Below are 19,123 nucleotides of genomic sequence, written 5' to 3' on the forward strand. Positions count from 1 at the left end.
GCCAATCCTTCCGGCCAGGCGGCCGGGGGGCGGAGGCCGGTCTCAATACTCATAGGCGTAGCCATAGACCTCGCGCCCGGCGACATCCTTGCGCCGGACCTGGGTCATCACGGTGCCGCAGACATCGGCGCCGGCCTCGTTCAGCCGCTCCAGCGTCTGCTTGACGATCCGCGCCGAGGGGCGGCCGCTCTGCACCGCCATCAGGGTGGTATCGACGTGGTTCGACAGCACGAGCGCGTCGGAGAGCTGAAGCACCGGCGGGGCGTTGATGATCACCATGTCGTGGCGCGCCGACAGGCGGGTGATGAGGCCAGACATTTTCTTGGAGGAGATCAGGCCGGCGGCATTGTTGCTGGAGCGGCGCGGGGTGATCACGTCGGCATCCAGAAGTTCCGAGCGTTCGATCAGGTCCCTGAAGTTGCCCTTGCCTTCCAGGTAATCGACGAGGCACGTCCCCTTGCGCGGCAGCCCCAGCGCGCGCACCGAATCCGAGCGGCGCAGGTCGGCGTCCAGCAGCGCCACCGACGCCCCGGATTTGGACAGGGAATGGGCCAGCGCGAAACACAGCGACGACTTGCCCTCGCTCGCCAGGGACGAGGTGACCATGACCACGTTGGGCGGCTTGCCGTGCGACATCTCGAACAGCTTCGTCCGTATCAGCTGTATCCCTTCCATGAAGGCCGACGGTTTCTCGTTCCTCAGTTCGCGGCGCAGCCAGGCATGGCGCGGCCCCAGCGAGCGCACATAGGGCAGCATCGCCAGCAAGGGCAGGTTCGTCGCCTCGCGCAACTCGTCCGAGGTGCGGATCGGCACCGTGAAAAGGCTCCGCAGGAAGACAAAGGCGACGCCGATGGACAGCCCGAACACGGCGGCCATCGCCATCGAGAGGGTGCGCCGCGGGAAGGACGGCACCAGCGGAACCGCCGCGCGCCCGATGACGCGGGCCTCGGGCCGCTGGTAGTCGCTCTGCGCGCTGGTTTCCTTGAAGCGCGAGAGGAAGTTTTCATAGACCAGCCGGGTGGCCTGGGCGGTGCGCTCGAGCTGGTTGAGGCGGACCGAGGCGGTGGAGATCATCTCGGCCCGGTCCGAGACCTCCTTGATCTGCTCCTGCAGCGCGGCTTCGCGGTTGCGGGTGACGCTGACATCGCCGCGCATCGATTCGATGCGGCGGCGCAGTTCGTCCTCGATGCTGCGCTGCACATCCTCGATCTGCGCGGTGATGCGGATGATTTCGGGGTGGCGCCGGCCCAGCGTGCTGGCCAGCTCCGCCTTTTTCGAGGTCAGGTCGGTCTGCTGGCGCTGGAGCGTCTCCAGCAGCGGCGAGGTCACGACATCGGCGACGGCGGCAAGGCCCTCGCTTTCCATCAGCCGCTCGACCAGGCGGTAACGGACCTCGGCATCCGCGCGTTCGGCGCTGGTCGCCACCAGGCGCGAGTTCAGCTCGGCCAGCAACTGGTTGGTGGTCTCCTCCCCGCCGCCTGCGGCCGAGGTCATCTCGATGCGGAAGTCGACCACGGCCGCGTCGGCCGTCTCCACCTGGGCGCTGAGCTCCTGGATGCGGTCGGCCAGCCAGTCATTGGCCCGGACGGTGGCGTCGTGCTTGTCGGCGAGCTGACCTGCGATGTACTGGTCGGCCACGGCATTCGCCACATCCGCGGCAAGCTGCGGATCCGGCGAGTCGAAGCGGACGCCGATCGCATAGGACACCCCGATCTGCGAGACGCTCAGCCGCTGCCGCACATCGTTGATGACGATCGAGCGGAGCGCCTCATCCGGGAAGCGGCGGGCGATGACGTGGAACGGTTCCTCGCCGCGGATCAAGCGCTTGATCCCGGCGATGGGCCCTTCCGGTCGCGGCAGGCGTGGGTCGAACTGCGGGTGATGGACCAGGTCGAGGGTGTCGACCACCTTCCCGATCAGGACATTCGACTGGATGGTGACCACCTCGCCGGCAACGACCGAGTTGCTGACGTTAAGGCTGGAGACCACCTCCTCGACCGGCGTCACCCGTTCCTGCCGGGTGTCGATAATGATCTGGGAATGGGCGGTGTAGATCGGCGTGACGCGCTGCAGATAGAAGAACGTGCCGACGAGGCAGACCAGCGTCACGACCGAGATCAGCCGGGCATTGCCGCGCAGGATGTCGAACAGGTAGACGATGTCGATACCCTGCGACCGGTCCGGGGCGTGGGGCACACGGGACGGTTCGCCGCCTTTGTCGAAGAAGGTGAATCGTTTCATTGTGTCGGCTCCGCTTCGGCCAGCGCCTCCGGCGGCTTCACGACCACGACCAGCAGATCGCCCGGCGCCAGCTCGTCCAGCGGGTCGAGCTGCATCTGCTGCAACCCGCCGCGCCCGCGCCGCCGCACCCGGTACTCGACCAGAAGCTCTGCCTCGGTGCCGGTCGCGGCGTTCATCCATTGCTCGAGCAGCAGCAAGCGGTCCTCCAGAGAGGTGCGCTGCGACCTGAGCTTGTTGATTTCGCTCCAGTGGGCCTGCGACTGGGACAGGAGCTGCTTTTCCCACTCGGTGTCGATCTGGGATAGCTCGCTCTGCAACTCGCCCAGCTGCACCAGCGCGGCCGAGCGCTGTTCGCGCAGTTGCAGCAGCTCCCCCTCCTGGCGCGACACGGCCTGATCGTATTGGGTGACCGCCGATTGCGTCTTGAGCCCGCGGGTGACCAGAACGCGGTTGCGGTCCAATTCGCTGCGTATGCGCTCCAGCGCCTGCGACTGGACCGTCTCGCGCTGGTCGATCAGGGCGATGCGGTTCGAGGCCTCCGTCACTGCCTCCTCGATCAGGCGCCGCCGGGTGGCGCGGTTGCGCTCTTCCAGCGTGATGATCTGGTCCTCCTTGGGCTTCAGCGCGTCGAAAAGCTCGCGGTCGATGTCCGGGCGGACCTCCGCGGGCACGTCGGCCCAGCGCACCTCGGTGCGGCCGCTGACCTGGGCCTGGAGCCGGGCATATTGGCTGACCAGCCGGGCAAGGTCGGAATCGAGCCCGTTCAGCGCGCCTTGCAGATTCCGCCGCTCCAGCACCCGCGCCTCTTCGTTGCGGGTGGAGATGGCGGGCCCGCCGGCCAGGCCGACGGCCTGCTCGGCGGTCAGGAAGGGTTGGAAATCGTAGTTGCCCGGGTTGCGCACGTCGCCGAGCACGAAGATCGGCCGGAAATTCGCCACCGAGAGTTCCACCGTCGGCGCGACGAATATCTCGCGCTCGACATAGGTTCTGCGGATCAGGTCGCGGGCCTGGCCGAGGGTGATGTTCTCGACGCTCACGCCACCGATCAGGGGCAGCTGCACCTGCCCGTCGCTGCCGACCGAGTAGCGTTGCGGCGGGTCGCTGTCGTCGAGAATATCCATCTCGAGCTCGTCGCCGATGTTGATGGAGTAGCTGTCCGGGGTCGCGGTCGCAGCATGGCATGCCCCCCCCATTGCCAACAGGAGAAACGCGGCTTCCGCCGCCATACGCACAATGTTCCGCCCCCTGATGAACACTGCGAAAAACACCTCGGCACCAAAAAAACGAATCGCAAGACGATAAATTAACCTTTCAATGATAACGGATTCCCGCTGTTTCTTGTGGCTTTTAGCGGCGCCGTGGCGAAACGGGGTGCCTCACGCGGGGGCACGAGCAGACTGAAGCTGCGCGTGGATCGGTGGCCGAAGGGGCGCCATGGCGCCTGTGAGATGCGGCCTTGGCGGGCGGGCGGGACATCCGGCAGGGCCCTGAAAGGACAGCGATAAACGAGAGCCGCCGGTTGGGCGCCCGCAGCGCGGAGCCACGCGGCGGGCGCCCCTCTTCGAAGATGGCCGTGGCGCGGTCCTGGCCGTTCCTTTCAGGTGGGGGTGCCCTCTCCAAAAAGGGCGAAAAGGTGGCAATTTGGGGGCTTCATGGCGAACGGCGCGACGTCTGTCTCGGCGGCCCGGCGCTGGCGGAGGTCGAAATAGTCCTTGGATAATAATTTGTTAATCTCTCGTCTCCGTCGGGTCGGCGGCACTGTCTGGGATAGGGAAACAGAGAGTTGCGCAGATTCCCTTCACCGCCAGCGTGCCCCAGGCGGTAGGTTTCTCGGAGAGATTCGTAACCAGTAACTTGGGACAGCCACGCTGACGGCTGCGTGACGGATGGGATTTCAGGCGCAATCAATTCACTTGAACGGGCGGGGCGAGGCTGCGGTCCTTGTGGCCGTCCACGGCGCGGCAACGACGGTGCCGCTGTCCAAGAGGGTGTTCGACAAGGTCTTCGCTGTCGCCGCGCTGGTCTTTTTCGCGCCGTTCATCCTGCTGGTGGCGGCGGCCATCCTGATCGCCGATGGACGGCCCGTTTTCTACGGGCACCGCCGCGTCGGGCTGGACGGCCGCAGTTTCCAGTGCCTGAAGTTTCGCACCATGGCGCGGAATTCCGACATCCTGCTGCAGAAGCACCTGCGCGACGACCCTGCCGCCCGGGCCGAGTGGCAGGCCACGCGCAAGCTGAGCCGCGACCCCAGGGTCAACTGCCTGGGGGCCTTTCTGCGCAAGACCAGCCTCGACGAGCTGCCGCAGTTCTGGAACGTGCTGCGCGGCGAGATGTCGGTCGTTGGCCCCCGGCCCGTGGTGATCGAGGAGGCGACCTTCTACAAAGGCCATTTCGCCGATTACATATCGGTGCTGCCGGGCGTCACCGGCGCCTGGCAGGTCAGCGGCCGCAGCAACACCACCTATGACGAGCGGGTCTCGATGGATGTCGATTATGTCCGCAACCGCAGCTTCTGGGGGGATATGCGGATCGTTCTGAAAACCGTTAGCGTGATCCTGACGCAGAAGGGCGCCTGCTAGCGGCGCTCAGGCGACGATCAGGCCGATCACCGAAACCCAGGCCAGCGCGCAGCCGATCACAACCGCACGGCGCAGCGTGGCCGCATCGAGGGCCAGAAGCCAAGGGGGGCACTCTGTTCGTGATTTTTCCATGGTAGCCTGCAAACCTGTTCCGTTGGCCTCGTTTCGGTTTGGCCCGTGTCCGGTCCGGCCCGCGTTGGATCGGGCCGTTTTTGACCGGATCGTTTTTGACCGGCGCAACTCTCCAAGCTCAGTTCAACGCCCAATCGGGGCAGGATCATGAGCAAATCGTGGCAAAAGTTTGTCTCTCGGCGCGAGGAGATATCGGGCCGGGAGATGACAGGGGCCACGCCGGCGTTCCAGGGGCGGCTGGTGGTGGGCATCGCCACGATGAACCGCCCCGGCATCGTGATCGACACGGTTCGGGCGCTGGCCCGGCAGCGGTGCCTGCCCGATCTCGTGATCCTCTCCGCGACCGGGCCCGGCGATCTCGACGCGTCGCGACTGGCGGATCTGCCCTTCGCCTGCGAGGTCATCATCGGCGAGGCCGGGCTCACCTTCCAGCGCAACAGGATGATCGAAAGGCTGCGTCCCGAGGACATCATGCTGCTGCTCGACGACGATTTCCTGCTGTCGCCCGATTACATGGGGAACCTGCGTCGCTTGTTCGCGACGCATCCCGATCATGTGGTGCTGACCGGCACGGTTCTGGCCGATGGCATCGGCGGGCCCGGCTTCGACCATGCCGAGGGCGAGCGCCAGCTTCGGGCGCTGGGCGCCCGGCCGCGCCCGGACCGGCTGACGCAGGTCTACAACGGCTACGGCTGCAACATGGCTTTCCGCGCGGGCCCGGCGCTGGAGCACGGCATCCGCTTCGACGAGGCGCTGCCGCTTTACAGCTGGCTGGAGGACGTGGATTTCTCGCGCCGGCTGGCGGCATTCGGACGGATCGCCCGGGCCGGGGCCCTGACCGGCGTCCATCTCGGGACCAAGACCGCCCGGTCGCGCGGGCTGACGCTGGGCTATTCGCAGATCGCCAACCCGGTCTACCTGATGTCCAAGGGCACGATGCAGGCGCATCGCGCGCTGCGGATGATCCTGCGCAACCTGGCCGCCAATTTGCTGCGGTCCCCGCGCCCCGAGCCCTGGGTCGACCGGCGCGGGCGGCTGCGGGGCAATCTGCTGGCGCTTGCGGACCTTCTGCGGGGGCGGCTCGCCCCGAACCGGGTGCTGCGCCTGAAATAGCGGCCTCAGCCCCGGTCCTGCCAGCCGTACCAGCGATAGGCCAGGGGCAGGATCGCCCGCCGCCAGCGCCCCAGCGGGAACCGTTTCAGCGGCGCCTGCATCAGTTGCGGCACGGGGCGGCTGGGCCTGCGTCCCAGCGCCAGATCGGCCAGCAGCGTTCCGGCGAAGCACGCCATCGCCACGCCGTTGCCGTGATAGGCCATCGCGGCGAAGGCACTCTCCATCCCCGGCAGCGGCCCGGCAAAGGGTGTCAGCCGGCGGCTCAGGCACACCAGCCCCGACCAGAAATGCGGCGTCTCCACATGCATCCATTCCGGGAACATCGCCTCGAAATCGGTGCGGGCGATGCCCTCGGCCTCGGTCAGGCTTGCGGGCGTGGTCCGCAGGCTGCCGCGCATGCCGAACAGGAAGCGGCGGTCGGGCATCAGGCGGAAATAATGCAGCAGATGGCGCGAGTCGTAGCACATCTGGCCGGTGCTCCAGCCCTGCGCGGCGATCTCGTCGTCGCTCAGCGGGCGGGTGACCAGGATGTTGGACTGCACCGGCAGGTAGCGGCCGGCCAGCGCGGGCGGCAGGTCGTCGCTGGAATAGCCGTTGGTGGCGATCAGCAACCTGCGCGCGGCCAGCGTGCCCTGCGGCGTCTCCAGGCGGTAGCCGCCGCCCTCGGGCGTGATCGCGGTCACCGGGCTATCTCCATGCAGCCGCGCGCCGGCCTCCTGCGCGGCGTGGGCCAGACCCAGCGTGTATTTCAACGGGTTGAGCGCAAAGCCGACGGGCACGGTCAGCCCGCCGTGGAAGGCGGGGCTCGCCATGCCGCGATCGGCCAGCGCCTCGGGCGCGATCAGTTCGGGCGTGACGCCGTAGCGCTGCGCGACCGTGCCGGCGCGCGCGCGCAGCGCCGCCCAGTCGCGCGGACGGTGGGCGAGAAGGGTCTCGCCGCGGGAATGGGTGTCGGCGTCGATGGCCAGCCGCTCCAGCGTCTCGGCGACCAGATCGACGGCGCCGCGTTCGGCGTCGAAATAGCGCTGCGCGTCCTCGGCGCCGTGGCGGCGGATCAGGTCGTCGCCCGTCCGCGCCGCGCCGCCCAGGCAGCAGAACCCGCCGTTGCGCCCCGAGGCGCCCCAGCCGGGCTGTCCGGCCTCCAGCAGCGCCACGTCGGCCCCGGCCTCGGCCAGCCGCAGCGCGGCCATCAGCCCGGTGAAGCCGCCGCCGACGACTGCGAATTCGGCGCGCGCCATGCCCTGCAAGTGCGGGCGGGGCGGCGCGCTGGCGGTCTCGCGCCAATAGTTGCCCGCATCGGGCAGCGGGCCATAGGCGGTGGGTTCGTAGATCCGGCGCATCCTACAGGCGGCTCAGGTAATAGCGGTATTCCATCGGCGAAATGATCGTGGTCAGCTGGGCGATCTCGTCGCGGCGCACGGCGGCGTAGATGTCGCGATATTCCTCGCCGAAGATGCGGGCGGCGATATCTGAGGCGGCGAAGCGTTCGACCGCCGTCGTCCAGTCCGCGGCCAGCGGCGTGGCGGGCGTGCTGTCGGGATCATCCAGCGGCAGGGGCAGGGGCGGTTTCGTCTCCAGCCCGTGCATCATGCCGCCCAGCACCGCGGCCAGCACCAGATAGGGGTTGGCGTCGGCGCCGGAGATGCGGTGCTCCAGCCGTGCGCCGGGGCCGCTGGTCTCGGGCAGGCGGATCGCGGCCGCGCGGTTGTCCAGCCCCCAGTCGGGGGCCGAGGGGGCGAAGCTGCCCGGCTGGAACCGCCGGTAGGAATTCATGTGCGGCGCGAAGATCGCCTGCAGGTCGCGCATCGTGGTCAGAACGCCGGCCACCGCGTGCTGCAGGGTCTCGCCGACGCCCTCTTCGGCGGCGAAGATGTTGTTGCCGTTGCGGTCCAGAACCGAGGCATGCACATGCAGCCCGTTGCCCGGCATGTCGGCATAGGGCTTGGCCATGAAGGTGGCCTCGAGCTCATGTTTCGCGGCCACGCCGCGCACCAGCCGGCGGAACAGGATGCCGGTTTCGGCCGCGGCCAGCACGTCGTCGGTGTGGTGGAAATTCACCTCGAACTGGCCGGCGCCGTATTCCGCGATCAGCGTGTCGGTGGGCAGGCCCTGTTCCTCGGCCGCGGACAGGATGTCGTTGAGCACGGTTTCCTGCCGGGACAGCACCTCGAGGTCGTAGTTCTGCGCGTCGGGCGAGCCCCAGGGCGGCGCCGGCGCGTCCGAAGGCTCGTCGCGCGGCTCCAGCAGGTAGAATTCCAGCTCGGTCGAGACCACGGGGCGCAGGCCGCGGGCGGAGAAGCCCTTGAGAACGGTCTTCAGCACCTGCCGGGGCGAGACCGAGCTGATCAGCCCGTCGTGGTCGGTCATCTCGACCAGCACCTGCGCGACCTGGTTCTCGGCCCAGGGCACGGGCTTCAGCGTGCCGGGCACCGGCACCAGCCGCCCGTCGGGATCGCCCACCGCGATGCCCAGCCCCGTCGCCTCGACCTCGTAGCCGAGGATGTTGGGCGCGTAGGTGGACATCGGCAGGCGCACCGCGCCGGTTTCGAACTTGTCGATGGAATCCGCCGGCAGCCACTTGCCACGCAGGATGGCGTTGAGGTCGCAGAGCATCAGCTCCAGCCGGTCGGGGGTGCCGTGTGCGGCGCAGAATTCGTCGAATTCGGTTTGGAAGAGGCTCATGAATGAACAGCCTGTTGTTCGTCGCGGGCCTGGCGCGCGATCATGCGCTTGGAGACCAGCGAGGCGGTGATGACGCCCACCGCCACGATGCCGATCATGATGGTGGACAGCGCGTTGATCTCGGGGCTGACGCCCAGTCGGACCGAGCTGAAGATCTTGATCGGCAGGGTGGTGGCGGAGGGGCCGGCCGTGAAGGAGGCGATCACCAGGTCGTCGAGCGACAGGGTGAAGGCCAGCAGCCAGCCGGAAATGACGGCGGGGGCGATGATGGGCAGGGTGACGCTTCGAAACGCGTCGAAGGGGGTGCAGCCGAGGTCGAGGGCGGCCTCCTCGATGGAGCGGTCGAAGCTGACCAGCCGCGAGCTGACCACCACCGAGACGTAGCACATGGAAAAGGTGGTATGGGCCAGAACGATGGTGAACACGCCGCGGTCGAGCCCGATCGAGATGAACAGCAGCAGCAGCGACAGGCCGGTGATCACCTCGGGCATCACCAGCGGCGCGTAGATCATGCCGGAGAACAGCGTGCGGCCGAAGAACCGCCCGCCGCGCACCATGACATAGGCCGCCATCGTGCCCAGAACCGTGGCCAGCGTCGAGGACGCCAGCCCCACCTTCAGCGTCACCCAGGCGGCGTCGAGGAAGGCCTCGTTGCGCAGCAACTCGCCATACCATTGGGTCGAAAAACCGGCCCAGACCGTGACCAGCTTCGAGGCGTTGAAGCTGAAGACGATCAGGATCAGCATCGGCAGGTAGAGGAAGGCGAAGCCCAGCGTAAGCGAGGTGGCGTTGAACCAGGTCAGGCGTCTCATTGCTCGGCCTCCCGCTGCTTCTGCTCGTTGCGCTGGAACAGGATGATCGGGATCACCAGGATCATGAGCAGGATCACGGCCACGGCCGAGGCCACCGGCCAGTCGCGGTTGGAGAAGAACTCCTCCCACAGCACCTTGCCGATCATCAGCGTGCGCGACCCGCCCAGAAGCGAGGGGATCACGAATTCCCCGATCGCCGGGATGAACACCAGGAAACAGCCCGCGATCACCCCCGATTTCGACAGCGGCGCGGTGACCAGCCAGAACGCCTGCACGCGGGTGCAGCCCAGATCGGCCGCGGCCTCCAGCAGCGACGCGTCGAGCTTTTCCAGCGTGGCGTAGATCGGCAGGATCATGAAGGGCAGGTAGGTGTAGACGATGCCGATATAGACGGCGGTGTTGGTGTTCAGGATGGTCAGCGGCTCCGCGGTCAGGCCGGTCCACATCAGGAACTGATTGAGGAACCCCTCCTGGCTGAGGATGCCCATCCAGGCATAGACCCGGATCAGGAAACTGGTCCAGAACGGCAGGATCACCAGCATCATCAGCGTCGGGCGCCACTCATCCGGCGCGTTGGCCATGCCATAGGCGATGGGATAGCCCACCAGCAGCGTCAGCGCCGTGGAGATCACCGCGATCTTGAGGCTGGACAGGTAGGCCTTCCAGTAGAGGGCGTCCTGCGTCAGCCAGACGAAATTCTCGAAATCGAGCTCTCCGAGGAAATCCTGGAATCCGCTCCAGCCCGCAGAGGGGTCCAGAGTGGGCGTGTAGGGCGGTATCGACACCGCGTAGTCGCTCAGCGAGATCTTGAGCACGATGCCGAAGGGCACCATGAACAGCAGCATCAGCCACAGGTAGGGCACGGCGACGACGATCCGCCCGCGCAGTCTGTCTCCCCAGCCGGTCATTGCGTCAGCACCACGCCGGCGGTGGCGGTCCAGCCGAGCCAGACCTCGTCCTCCCAGGTGAAGCTGCGCCGCGCGATGCGCCGGTCGTTGGCGGTCTGCGCCTTGATCACATGGCCCGAGGGCAGCGCGACATGATAGGTCGAGATGTTGCCGAGATAGGCGATGTCGAGGATCCGGCCGCGCACCGCGTTGGGCAGATCCTCGGGGCGGTCCCTGCAGATCGCCACCTTTTCGGGGCGGATGGCGAAGGTTATCCGCGCGCCCGCCTCCACCGCGCCGGCGGGGGTGGCGATGATGCCGGGCTGGCCCTCGGCCCATTCGATGGAAACCCGGTCGTCCCCGGCGGGATAGGCGTTGCCCTCGATCAGGTTCACGTCGCCGATGAAATCGGCCACATAGACGCAATTGGGGGTTTCGTAGATGCGGTCGGGCGTGTCCACCTGGATGACCTTGCCGTGGTCCATCACCGCGACGCGGCTGGCCACGGTCATCGCCTCCTCCTGGTCGTGGGTCACGATCACGAAGGTGGTGCCGGTCTTTTCCTGGATGTCCATCAGCTCGAACTGGGTTTCCTCGCGCAGCTTGCGGTCGAGTGCGCCCAGCGGCTCGTCGAGCAGAAGCAGTTTCGGCGCCTTGGCCAGGCTGCGCGCCAGCGCCACGCGCTGGCGCTGCCCACCCGAGATCTGGTGCGGCTTGCGGCGCGCGAATTTCTGGAGCTGGACCATCTTCAGCATCTGTTCGACGCGCGCGGCGATCTCGTCTCGGGACATGTCCGAGCGTTTCAGCCCGAAGGCGATGTTGTCATAGACCGTCAGATGCGGGAACAGCGCGTAGGACTGGAACATCATGTTCACCTCGCGCTTGTGCGGCGGCACCGGCGAGATGTCCTTGCCGTCCAGGGTAATGGTGCCCTCGGTCGGCGCCTCGAAGCCCGCCAGCATCCGCATCAAGGTGGTCTTGCCGCAGCCCGACGGACCCAGCAGCGCGAAGAACTCGCGCCGGAAGATGTCCAGCGTCAGATCGTCGATGGCGGTAAAATCCCCGAAACGCTTGGTGACGTTTCGGAACTGGATCAGCGGTTTTTCATTGGGGTCCGCCCAGGGGGCGAAAACGGATTGTGCCATGATGGTCCCTTGGCAAGAAACGGCCCGCGCCGATGCGGCGCGGGCCGGATGGGCCGTGAGTGGGGTCAGGTGCCCGATTTGATCTTGGTCCACAGCCGCGTCACGACGCGCTGCACCTTGGCCGGGTAGGGCCGCGTGGTGAACAGGTTCTCCAGCGTCGCCGCGTCGGGGTAGATCGCCGGGTCGCCGATGACGTCCTCGAGCAGGAACTCCTGCGAGGCCTTGTTGCCATTGGCGTAGTAGACGTAGTTCGACGCCGCCGCCATGTTCTGCGCGTCCATGATGAAGTTCAGGAACACATGCGCGCCATCGGGGTTCGGCGCGTCGGTCGGGATCGCCATCTGGTCGAACCACATCTGCGCCCCCTCGACCGGGGCGTTATAGGCGATCTCGACGCCGTTGTCTGCCTCCACGGCGCGGTCGCGCGCCTGCAGCACGTCGCCCGACCAGCCCACCGCCACGCAGATATCGCCGTTGGCCAGCGCGTTGATGTATTCCGAGCTGTGGAACTTCTGGATGTAGGGGCGCACGGCCATGAACACGGCCTCGGCCTTGGCGATGACGTCCGGGTCGTGGCTGTCGGGATCCTCGCCGATGTATTTCAGCGCGGCCGGGATCATCTCGGCCGGCGCATCCAGGAAATACACGCCGCATCCGGCCAGCTTTTCCATGTTGGCCGGGTCGAAGACCAGCGCCAGCGAGTTGATCGGCGCGTCCTCGCCCAGGGCCTCTTTCACCTTGCCGACGTTCACGCCGATGCCGGTGGTGCCCCACATGTAGTTGATCGAGTATTCGTTGCCGGGGTCGTATTGCGCGGTGCGCTTCTCGACCACGTCCCACATGTTCGCGATGTTGGGCAGCTTCGACTTGTCGAGCTTCTGGAAGGCGCCGGCCTCGATCTGGCGCTGCAGGAACGTGCCCGAGGGGACCACGACGTCGTAGCCCGAGCCCCCGGCGAGCATCTTGGTTTCCAGCACCTCGTTGCTGTCGAACACGTCGTAGATCAGCTCCAGTCCGGTCTCTTCCTCGAACTTGGTAAGCAGTTCCTCGTCGATGTAGTCCGACCAGTTGTAGACGCGGACCTGTTCGGCAGCCGCGGCGGTGGCGCCCACCGACAAGGTCAGCGCCAGCGTGGCAATCGTCGGTTTCATTAGGTAACTCCCTGTTGTTTCTCATGCGCCCTTTGGGATGCATTTGATCAAATGCGTCGATTCGGCGCAAGATGAGATTAGGAACGCGCAAATTGCTGACAAAGGCAAGCCCGCGCCTTACAGTCCAACCTCCGTGAACAGACGGAAGCCAGGGAAGCCAGAGCCGTGACCGCGACCGACGCCAAGAGACCCGAACACGAAGCGATCTATCAGCGCATCCGGGACATGATCCTGTTCGGCGAGGTTGCGCCGGGGCAGGGCGTGACCATCCTGGGGCTGACCGAGAAACTGGGCGCGGGCATGACCCCGGTGCGCGAGGCGATCCGGCGCCTGACGGCCGAGGGCGCGCTGGAGGCGCAGGGCAACCGCCGCGTCATCGTGCCCGTGATGACCTTGGAAAAACTGGACCAGATCGAATTCGCGCGGCTGTCGATCGAGCCCCGTCTGGCCGAAATCGCCGCTCAAAAACAGGGCCCCGGCCTGGTTTCCGACCTGCGCGCCCTCGATGCCCAGGTCGATGCCGCCATCGAGGTGGGCAGCGTCGAGCAATATCTCGAGCAGAACTACAGGTTCCATTTCCGCCTCTATGCCGAGGCGCGGGCGAGCATCCTTCAGAAGATCGCGCTTTCGCTGTGGCTCCAGGCCGGGCCGTCGCTGCGAATCGTCTGTGGGCGCTACGGCACCTCGAACCTGCCCGACAAGCATGACGAGGCCATGGCCGCGTTGGCCGCGGGCGATGCCGCCGGCGCCGCTCAGGCCATCTCCGAGGACATCCGCCAGGGTCTCGATCAGGTGCGTGCGACCCTCGCGCGCTCCTAGTTTGATCAAATTTATTGACAGCGCCTGAAATCTGGGCGCATTGTGAAGTCGAGCCGCGGCCGGGGCGGGTGCGGGCGCAGCCCGATTCGCCGATCCGGCGCGGAAATCGGCTTTCGAACGGGGACCCGGCAGATGGATCACGCGCAGACATCCAAAGCCCGCGGCGCATGGATCGACGCGCTGCCGCCGGCCTTTCTCGACTATCTCGGCACCCGTCGCCTGGAAGAGGTGGAGTGCATCATCCCCGACATCGCGGGCATGTCGCGGGGCAAGGCGATGCCGTCCTACAAATTCACCCCGGAGGAGACCTTCTTCCTGCCGATCTCGCTGTTCTACCAGACCATCTCGGGCGAATATGTGGACATGGAGATCGAGGGTCAGTGGCTGGAGCGCGACGTGGTGCTGCGCCCCGACATGGCCACCGCCACGGCCGTGCCCTGGGCCGAGGATGCGACGCTGCAGGTGATCTGCGACCTGGAGACCCGCGAGGGCGCGCCGCTGCCGATCGCGCCGCGCAACGTGCTCAAGCGCGTCCTCGGCCTCTATGCCGAACGCGGCTGGCAGCCGGTGGTCGCGCCCGAGCTGGAGTTCTACCTCACCAAGCCCAATATCGACCCCAACGAACCGATCGAGCCGCCGCTCGGCCGCACCGGGCGCAAGGGCGCCAGCCGACAGGCCTATTCGATGGTGGCGGTCGATGAATATGGCGAGGTGATCGACACGATCTACGATTTCGCCGAGGCCCAGGGTCTGCAGATCGACACCGTGATCCAGGAGGGCGGCGCCGGCCAGATCGAGATCAACCTGCGCCACGGCGACCCGCTGTCGCTGGCCGACCAGGTGTTCTATTTCAAGCGAACGATCCGCGAGGCGGCGCTGAAGAACGGCGTCTTCGCCACCTTCATGGCCAAGCCGATGCGCGACGAGCCCGGCAGCGCCATGCATATCCACCAAAGCGTGATCGACCTTGCGTCCGGGCGGAACATCTTCTCCGCCGCGGATGGCGGCGAGACCGACGCCTTCCGCCATTTCATCGGAGGGTCGCAGGATTACCTGCTGTCGGCGGTGCCGCTGCTGGCGCCCTACGTCAATTCCTATCGCCGCTTCACCGCCGAGGGCATGAGCGCGCCGTCGAACCTGGAATGGGCCAGCGACAACCGCACCACCGGCCTGCGGATCCCGACCTCGGACGCGCAGGCGCGGCGGGTGGAGAACCGCGTGATCGGGATCGACTGCAACCCCTATCTGGCGATCGCCGCCAGTCTGGCCTGCGGCTATCTGGGCATGGTGAACCGCACCGCGCCGCGCCCGCCCGCCCAGCACGAGGTCTGGGAAAGCGAGGTCAGCCTGCCCGTGGTCCTGGGCGACGCCCTGGACCTGTTCGAGGAGGGCGCTGAGCTGCGCGCCGTTCTGGGCGAGGAGTTCTGCCAGCTCTACGGCGACATCAAACGCGCCGAATACGAGGAATACCAGCGCGAGATCTCGCCCTGGGAGCGTCAGCATCTGCTGCTGAACGCCTGAACCGATCTATCGAGGACCGAAGAGATGAAAGACATCACCAACCACCTGCCCACAGCCGAGCTTCAGGCGCTGGACGCCGCGCATCACATGCATCCCTTCACCGCCGGGGCGGCGCTTGCGGCCAAGGGCGCGCGGGTGATCACCGCGGCCAGCGGCGTCACCCTGACCGACAGCGAGGGCAACCAGATCCTCGACGCCATGGCGGGGTTGTGGTGCGTGAATATCGGCTATGGCCGTGACGATCTGGCCGAGGCCGCCGCCCGCCAGATGCGCCAGCTGCCCTATTACAACACCTTCTTCCAGACCACCCATGTGCCCGCCATCGCGCTCGCCGCGAAGCTGGCCGAACTGGCGCCGGGCGATCTGAACCATGTCTTCTTCGCCTCGGGCGGCTCGGACGCCAACGACACCAACGTGCGCCTGGTGCGCCATTACTGGGCGGCCAAGGGCAAGCCCGAGAAAAAGGTCATCATCAGCCGAAAGAACGCCTATCACGGCTCGACCATGGCCGGGGCCTCGCTGGGGGGCATGTCGGGCATGCACGCGCAGGGCGGTCTGCCGATCCCCGATATCGTGCATATCGACCAGCCGCACTGGTATGCCGAGGGCGGCGACATGACGCCCGAGGAATTCGGCCTGGCCCGCGCCCGCCAGCTGGAGCAGAAGATCGCCGAGCTGGGCGAGGACCGCGTCGCCGCCTTCATAGCCGAGCCGATCCAGGGCGCGGGCGGCGTGATCATCCCGCCCGAGACCTACTGGCCCGAGATCCAGCGCATCTGCGACGCGCATGAGATCCTGCTGATCGCCGACGAGGTGATCTGCGGTTTCGGCCGCACCGGCAACTGGTTCGGCTCGCAGACCTTCGACATCCGCCCGGATATCATGACCATCGCCAAGGGTCTCAGCTCCGGCTACGCGCCGATCGGCGGCTCGGTCGTCTGCGACGAGGTGGCCACAGTCGTGGCCGAGGCCGGCGAGTTCAACCACGGCTACACCTATTCGGGGCACCCGGTCTCGGCGGCGGTGGCGCTGGAGAACCTGCGTATCCTCGAAGAGGAGAAGATCGTCGAACATGCCCGCGACGTGGCCGCCCCCTACCTCAAGGCGAAATGGGAGGCGCTGGCCGATCACCCGCTGGTGGGCGAGGCGAAGATCTGCGGCATGATGGGTTCGATCGCGCTGACCCCGGACAAGGCCAGCCGCGCCGCGTTCAAGAACGGCCCCGGCCAGATAGGCCTGATCTGCCGCGACCATTGCTTCGGCAACAACCTGGTCATGCGCCATGTCGGCGACCGGATGATCATCGCGCCGCCGCTGGTGCTCCAGCCGTCGGATATCGACACGCTGATCGAACGTGCGATCCGGTCGCTGGACCAGACCCACGACAAGGCCCGGGCCGAGGGCCTTCTGGTCCCCGCCTGAGGGGGCTGCATGGACCTGCTGACCGCCAATGACCGCTCCGGCGAATACCCGCCGTCCTACTATGCCGCCGTGGCCGAGCCGCTGCCGCCCTGCGCCTCCGCGCGGGGCGCGCTGACGGCGGATGTCTGCGTGGTCGGCGGGGGCTTCACCGGGCTTTCCGCCGCGCTGCATCTGGCGCGGCGCGGCTATGACGTGGTGCTTCTGGAGGCGCAGCGCGTGGGCTTCGGCGCCTCGGGGCGCAACGGCGGGCAGGCGGGCACGGGGCAGCGCGTCGGACAGGACGCGTTGGAGCGGATGCTGGGACGCGAGGATGCCCGCGCCCTGTGGGACATGGGCCGCGACGCGGTGGCGCTGGTGCGGGAACTGGCGCGCGATCCGCTGGTCGATTGTCCCTTTCACGACGGCATCATCCATGCCGACCACCGCCGCCGCTACGTCCGGCATTCGCTCGACTACGCCAAGAAATTGCAGGACGACTACGGCTATGGCCTGATCCGCGGGCTGGAGCAGGAGGAGATGCGCCACCTCGTCGGCTCGCCCGCCTATTACGGCGGCGCGATCGACATGGGCGGCGGGCATCTCGACCCGCTGCGCTTCGCGCTGGGGCTGGCGCGGCTGGCGCAGGCGGCGGGTGTGCGGATTTTCGAGGACTCCAAGGTCACGCAGCTCGCCGAGGGCAGCCCGGCCGTCGTGACCACCGATCGGGCGCAGATCCGCGCCGGGCATGTCGTGCTGGCCTGCAACGGCTATCTCGGCGGGCTGGAGCCGCGGGTGGCCGCCCGCGTCATGCCCATCAACAATTTCATCCTCGCCACCGAGCCGATGGACGCGGACCGGCAGGAAAGCCTGATCCGCAACCACCACGCCGTCGCCGACAGCAAGTTCGTGGTGAATTACTTCCGCTTTTCCGAGGATCGCCGGCTGCTGTTTGGCGGCTCGGAATCCTACGGCTACCGCTTTCCGCGCGACATCGCGGCCAAGGTGCGCAAGCCGATGCTGGAGATATTCCCGCAGCTCCGCGAGACGCGCATCGACTACGCCTGGGGCGGCACGCTGGCGATCACCATGAACCGGATGCCGCATTTCGCGCGGCTCGCCGGCAACATCCTCAGCCTGTCGGGCTATTCCGGCCACGGGCTGGCGATGGCGACGCTGGCGGGGCGGATTGCGTCCGAGGCCGTCGCCGGGCAGGCCGAACGCTTCGACCTGATGGCGCGGGTGCCCAGTCCGCGCTTCCCTGGCGGCGCGGCGCTGCGCGCGCCGCTGCTGGTGCTGGCGATGGTCTGGTTTTCGCTGCGCGACCGGCTGTGAGGGTTCAGGTCGCCTTGCCGATCTCGCCCATGTGCAGGACCGGCGCGGCATCGATATCCTCGGCGTCCAGCATCGCGGCCACCCGCTCCAGCGCCGAGATCAGCATCGCCTGTTCCCAGTCATCCAGCGCCTCGAACTTGCGGACGTAGCGCTGCTGCAACGCATCCGGCGCCTTTTCGATGGTCTCCCGGCCCAGGTCGGTGACCACGATATGGGTCTGGCGGCGGTCGGTCTCGCTGCGCTGCCGCGTGACCATGCGCTGCGCCACCAGCTTGTCCACCAGCGAGGTCACCGTGGCCTGCGACACGCTCATCCGGCGCGAGATGTCCTTGGCGGTGCAGAAGCCGCTTTCGGCCACCACCTGAAGCACGCGGAACTGCGCGGCCGTCAGCCCCGCGGCCTTGGCGAGGTCGCGGCCGTACAGCTCGGTCGCGCGCAGGATGCGGCGCAGGGCGATGAGGCTGGTGTCCGTGCGGTCCATCTGGCGCTCCATGTGGGGACGTCTCGGTAGGCGATGCTGAGACCTTCGCAGAGCTTTGCGCCGCGTTCAATATCATGCGGCGGTATCATGCGGTGGTGGCGTGGAATTTGCATTTCAAAGCGAAAATCATTAGCAAAACTTCAAAAATATGCGCGTCTATAGCGCAAAAATGCCTATTTGCAGGGAAATAATGCTTAGACAGTTGAAATTTAAATCCGGATCATATATTTAGACAATCAAATGAAAAAGAGAGGTTTGATCCATTGCGTCAAATTACGGATATGTCCCGACCCGCCCGAGCCAGCCTGCGCAAACCGCGGGCCGAGGACGGCGCGGCGATCTGGTCGTTGATCCGGCGCTGCAAGCCGCTGGACGAGAACTCTATGTATTGCAACCTGATCCAGTGCGACCATTTCCGCGACACCTGCGTGGTGGCGGAGGTGGACGGCGCGATCGCGGGCTGGGTGTCGGGCCATGTCCTGCCCCATGATCCCGAGACGCTGTTCGTCTGGCAGGTCGCCGTCGCCGAGGAGGCGCGCGGCACCGGGCTGGGTTCGCGGATGCTGCGGGAGCTGCTGGGGCGCGACGCGTCCGAGGGCGTGCGCCGGCTGCAGACCACCATCACCGCCGACAACGATGCCTCGTGGGCGCTGTTCCGGCGATTCGCCGAGCGCATGGGCGGCGCGCTGGAGTCGGAGGCGCATTTCACCCGCGACACCCATTTCGACGGCCAGCACGCGACCGAGCACATGGTCACCATCACGATGGCCGAGCGGATGCGTAAGGCGGCATGAGCCTGCCGCGCCCGCCCATTCTTTCAATCCCTC

General features: G+C 66.8%; 17 protein-coding genes. 7 read left to right on the forward strand and 10 right to left on the reverse strand.

The window, feature by feature from the left end; translation table 11 throughout:
* Positions 1-42: 42 nt before the first annotated feature.
* Complete coding sequence (locus tag KCI33_RS08160; RefSeq protein ID WP_212524287.1) at positions 43-2,241, reverse strand: polysaccharide biosynthesis tyrosine autokinase; 2,199 nt, start codon at positions 2,239-2,241, stop codon at positions 43-45.
* Positions 2,238-3,467, reverse strand: a complete 1,230-nt coding sequence (locus tag KCI33_RS08165; protein ID WP_212524288.1) for a polysaccharide biosynthesis/export family protein — start codon at positions 3,465-3,467, stop codon at positions 2,238-2,240. Before KCI33_RS08165 ends, KCI33_RS08160 begins: the two co-directional genes overlap by 4 nt.
* Positions 3,468-4,184: 717 nt before the next feature.
* On the opposite strand from KCI33_RS08165, the gene KCI33_RS08170 reads away from it, so the two are divergent.
* Complete coding sequence (locus KCI33_RS08170; protein WP_212524289.1) at positions 4,185-4,820, forward strand: sugar transferase; 636 nt, start codon at positions 4,185-4,187, stop codon at positions 4,818-4,820.
* Positions 4,821-4,826: 6 nt separating this feature from the next.
* Here KCI33_RS08170 and KCI33_RS18040 read toward each other — a convergent pair whose 3' ends face one another.
* The gene (locus KCI33_RS18040; RefSeq protein WP_282960723.1) at positions 4,827-4,952 is read right to left on the reverse strand and encodes a hypothetical protein; all 126 of its coding nucleotides are present in this window, start codon (positions 4,950-4,952) and stop codon (positions 4,827-4,829) included.
* Positions 4,953-5,156: 204 nt separating this feature from the next.
* Between KCI33_RS18040 and KCI33_RS08175 the strand changes: the two genes are divergently transcribed.
* Positions 5,157-6,065, forward strand: coding sequence for a family 2 glycosyl transferase (locus KCI33_RS08175; RefSeq protein ID WP_212524290.1), 909 nt, complete (start codon positions 5,157-5,159; stop codon positions 6,063-6,065).
* A 5-nt stretch (positions 6,066-6,070) separates the two neighbouring features.
* Here the strand turns inward: KCI33_RS08175 and KCI33_RS08180 are convergent, their stop codons facing one another.
* The 6 genes from KCI33_RS08180 to KCI33_RS08205 form a co-directional block, all read right to left on the reverse strand.
* Positions 6,071-7,405, reverse strand: coding sequence for an FAD-binding oxidoreductase (locus KCI33_RS08180; RefSeq protein ID WP_212524291.1), 1,335 nt, complete (start codon positions 7,403-7,405; stop codon positions 6,071-6,073).
* 1 nt (position 7,406) lies between these two features.
* Entirely contained in the window at positions 7,407-8,747 is a 1,341-nt protein-coding gene (locus tag KCI33_RS08185; RefSeq protein ID WP_212524292.1) for a glutamine synthetase family protein, read from the reverse strand.
* Positions 8,744-9,559 carry an ABC transporter permease subunit gene (locus KCI33_RS08190; RefSeq protein ID WP_212524293.1) on the reverse strand — a complete coding sequence of 272 codons (816 nt, stop codon included), beginning with the start codon at positions 9,557-9,559 and terminating at the stop codon, positions 8,744-8,746. The genes KCI33_RS08185 and KCI33_RS08190 overlap by 4 nt, the downstream gene beginning before the upstream one ends.
* A complete protein-coding gene (locus KCI33_RS08195) occupies positions 9,556-10,446 on the reverse strand; it encodes an ABC transporter permease subunit (RefSeq protein ID WP_212524396.1) in 891 nt (296 codons plus the stop codon). The genes KCI33_RS08190 and KCI33_RS08195 overlap by 4 nt, the downstream gene beginning before the upstream one ends.
* 17 nt (positions 10,447-10,463) lie before the next feature.
* Positions 10,464-11,591 (reverse strand): ABC transporter ATP-binding protein, encoded by a 1,128-nt coding sequence (locus KCI33_RS08200; RefSeq protein WP_212524294.1) that lies wholly within the window; start codon positions 11,589-11,591, stop codon positions 10,464-10,466.
* 65 nt (positions 11,592-11,656) lie between these two features.
* Positions 11,657-12,742 carry a polyamine ABC transporter substrate-binding protein gene (locus KCI33_RS08205; RefSeq protein ID WP_212524295.1) on the reverse strand — a complete coding sequence of 362 codons (1,086 nt, stop codon included), beginning with the start codon at positions 12,740-12,742 and terminating at the stop codon, positions 11,657-11,659.
* A gap of 165 nt (positions 12,743-12,907) precedes the next feature.
* On the opposite strand from KCI33_RS08205, the gene KCI33_RS08210 reads away from it, so the two are divergent.
* From KCI33_RS08210 to KCI33_RS08225, 4 genes are all read left to right on the forward strand, one after another.
* Positions 12,908-13,561, forward strand: a complete 654-nt coding sequence (locus KCI33_RS08210; RefSeq protein WP_212524296.1) for a GntR family transcriptional regulator — start codon at positions 12,908-12,910, stop codon at positions 13,559-13,561.
* Between the two features lie 132 nt (positions 13,562-13,693).
* Positions 13,694-15,082 carry a glutamine synthetase family protein gene (locus KCI33_RS08215; protein ID WP_212524297.1) on the forward strand — a complete coding sequence of 463 codons (1,389 nt, stop codon included), beginning with the start codon at positions 13,694-13,696 and terminating at the stop codon, positions 15,080-15,082.
* Between the two features lie 24 nt (positions 15,083-15,106).
* Positions 15,107-16,504, forward strand: a complete 1,398-nt coding sequence (locus tag KCI33_RS08220; protein ID WP_212524298.1) for an aspartate aminotransferase family protein — start codon at positions 15,107-15,109, stop codon at positions 16,502-16,504.
* 9 nt (positions 16,505-16,513) lie between these two features.
* Complete coding sequence (locus KCI33_RS08225; RefSeq protein WP_212524299.1) at positions 16,514-17,815, forward strand: FAD-binding oxidoreductase; 1,302 nt, start codon at positions 16,514-16,516, stop codon at positions 17,813-17,815.
* Between the two features lie 4 nt (positions 17,816-17,819).
* On the opposite strand, the gene KCI33_RS08230 is transcribed toward KCI33_RS08225, so the two are convergent.
* Entirely contained in the window at positions 17,820-18,296 is a 477-nt protein-coding gene (locus tag KCI33_RS08230; protein ID WP_212524300.1) for a MarR family transcriptional regulator, read from the reverse strand.
* Between the two features lie 281 nt (positions 18,297-18,577).
* Here KCI33_RS08230 and ectA point away from each other — a divergent pair, with 281 nt between their 5' ends.
* Positions 18,578-19,090 (forward strand): diaminobutyrate acetyltransferase, encoded by a 513-nt coding sequence (gene ectA / locus KCI33_RS08235; protein ID WP_212524301.1) that lies wholly within the window; start codon positions 18,578-18,580, stop codon positions 19,088-19,090.
* The last annotated feature ends 33 nt before the right edge of the window (positions 19,091-19,123 follow it).

The organism is Actibacterium sp. MT2.3-13A, from assembly GCF_018139985.1.
In the GTDB taxonomy this organism is placed as follows: Bacteria; Pseudomonadota; Alphaproteobacteria; order Rhodobacterales; family Rhodobacteraceae; genus JAGSOU01.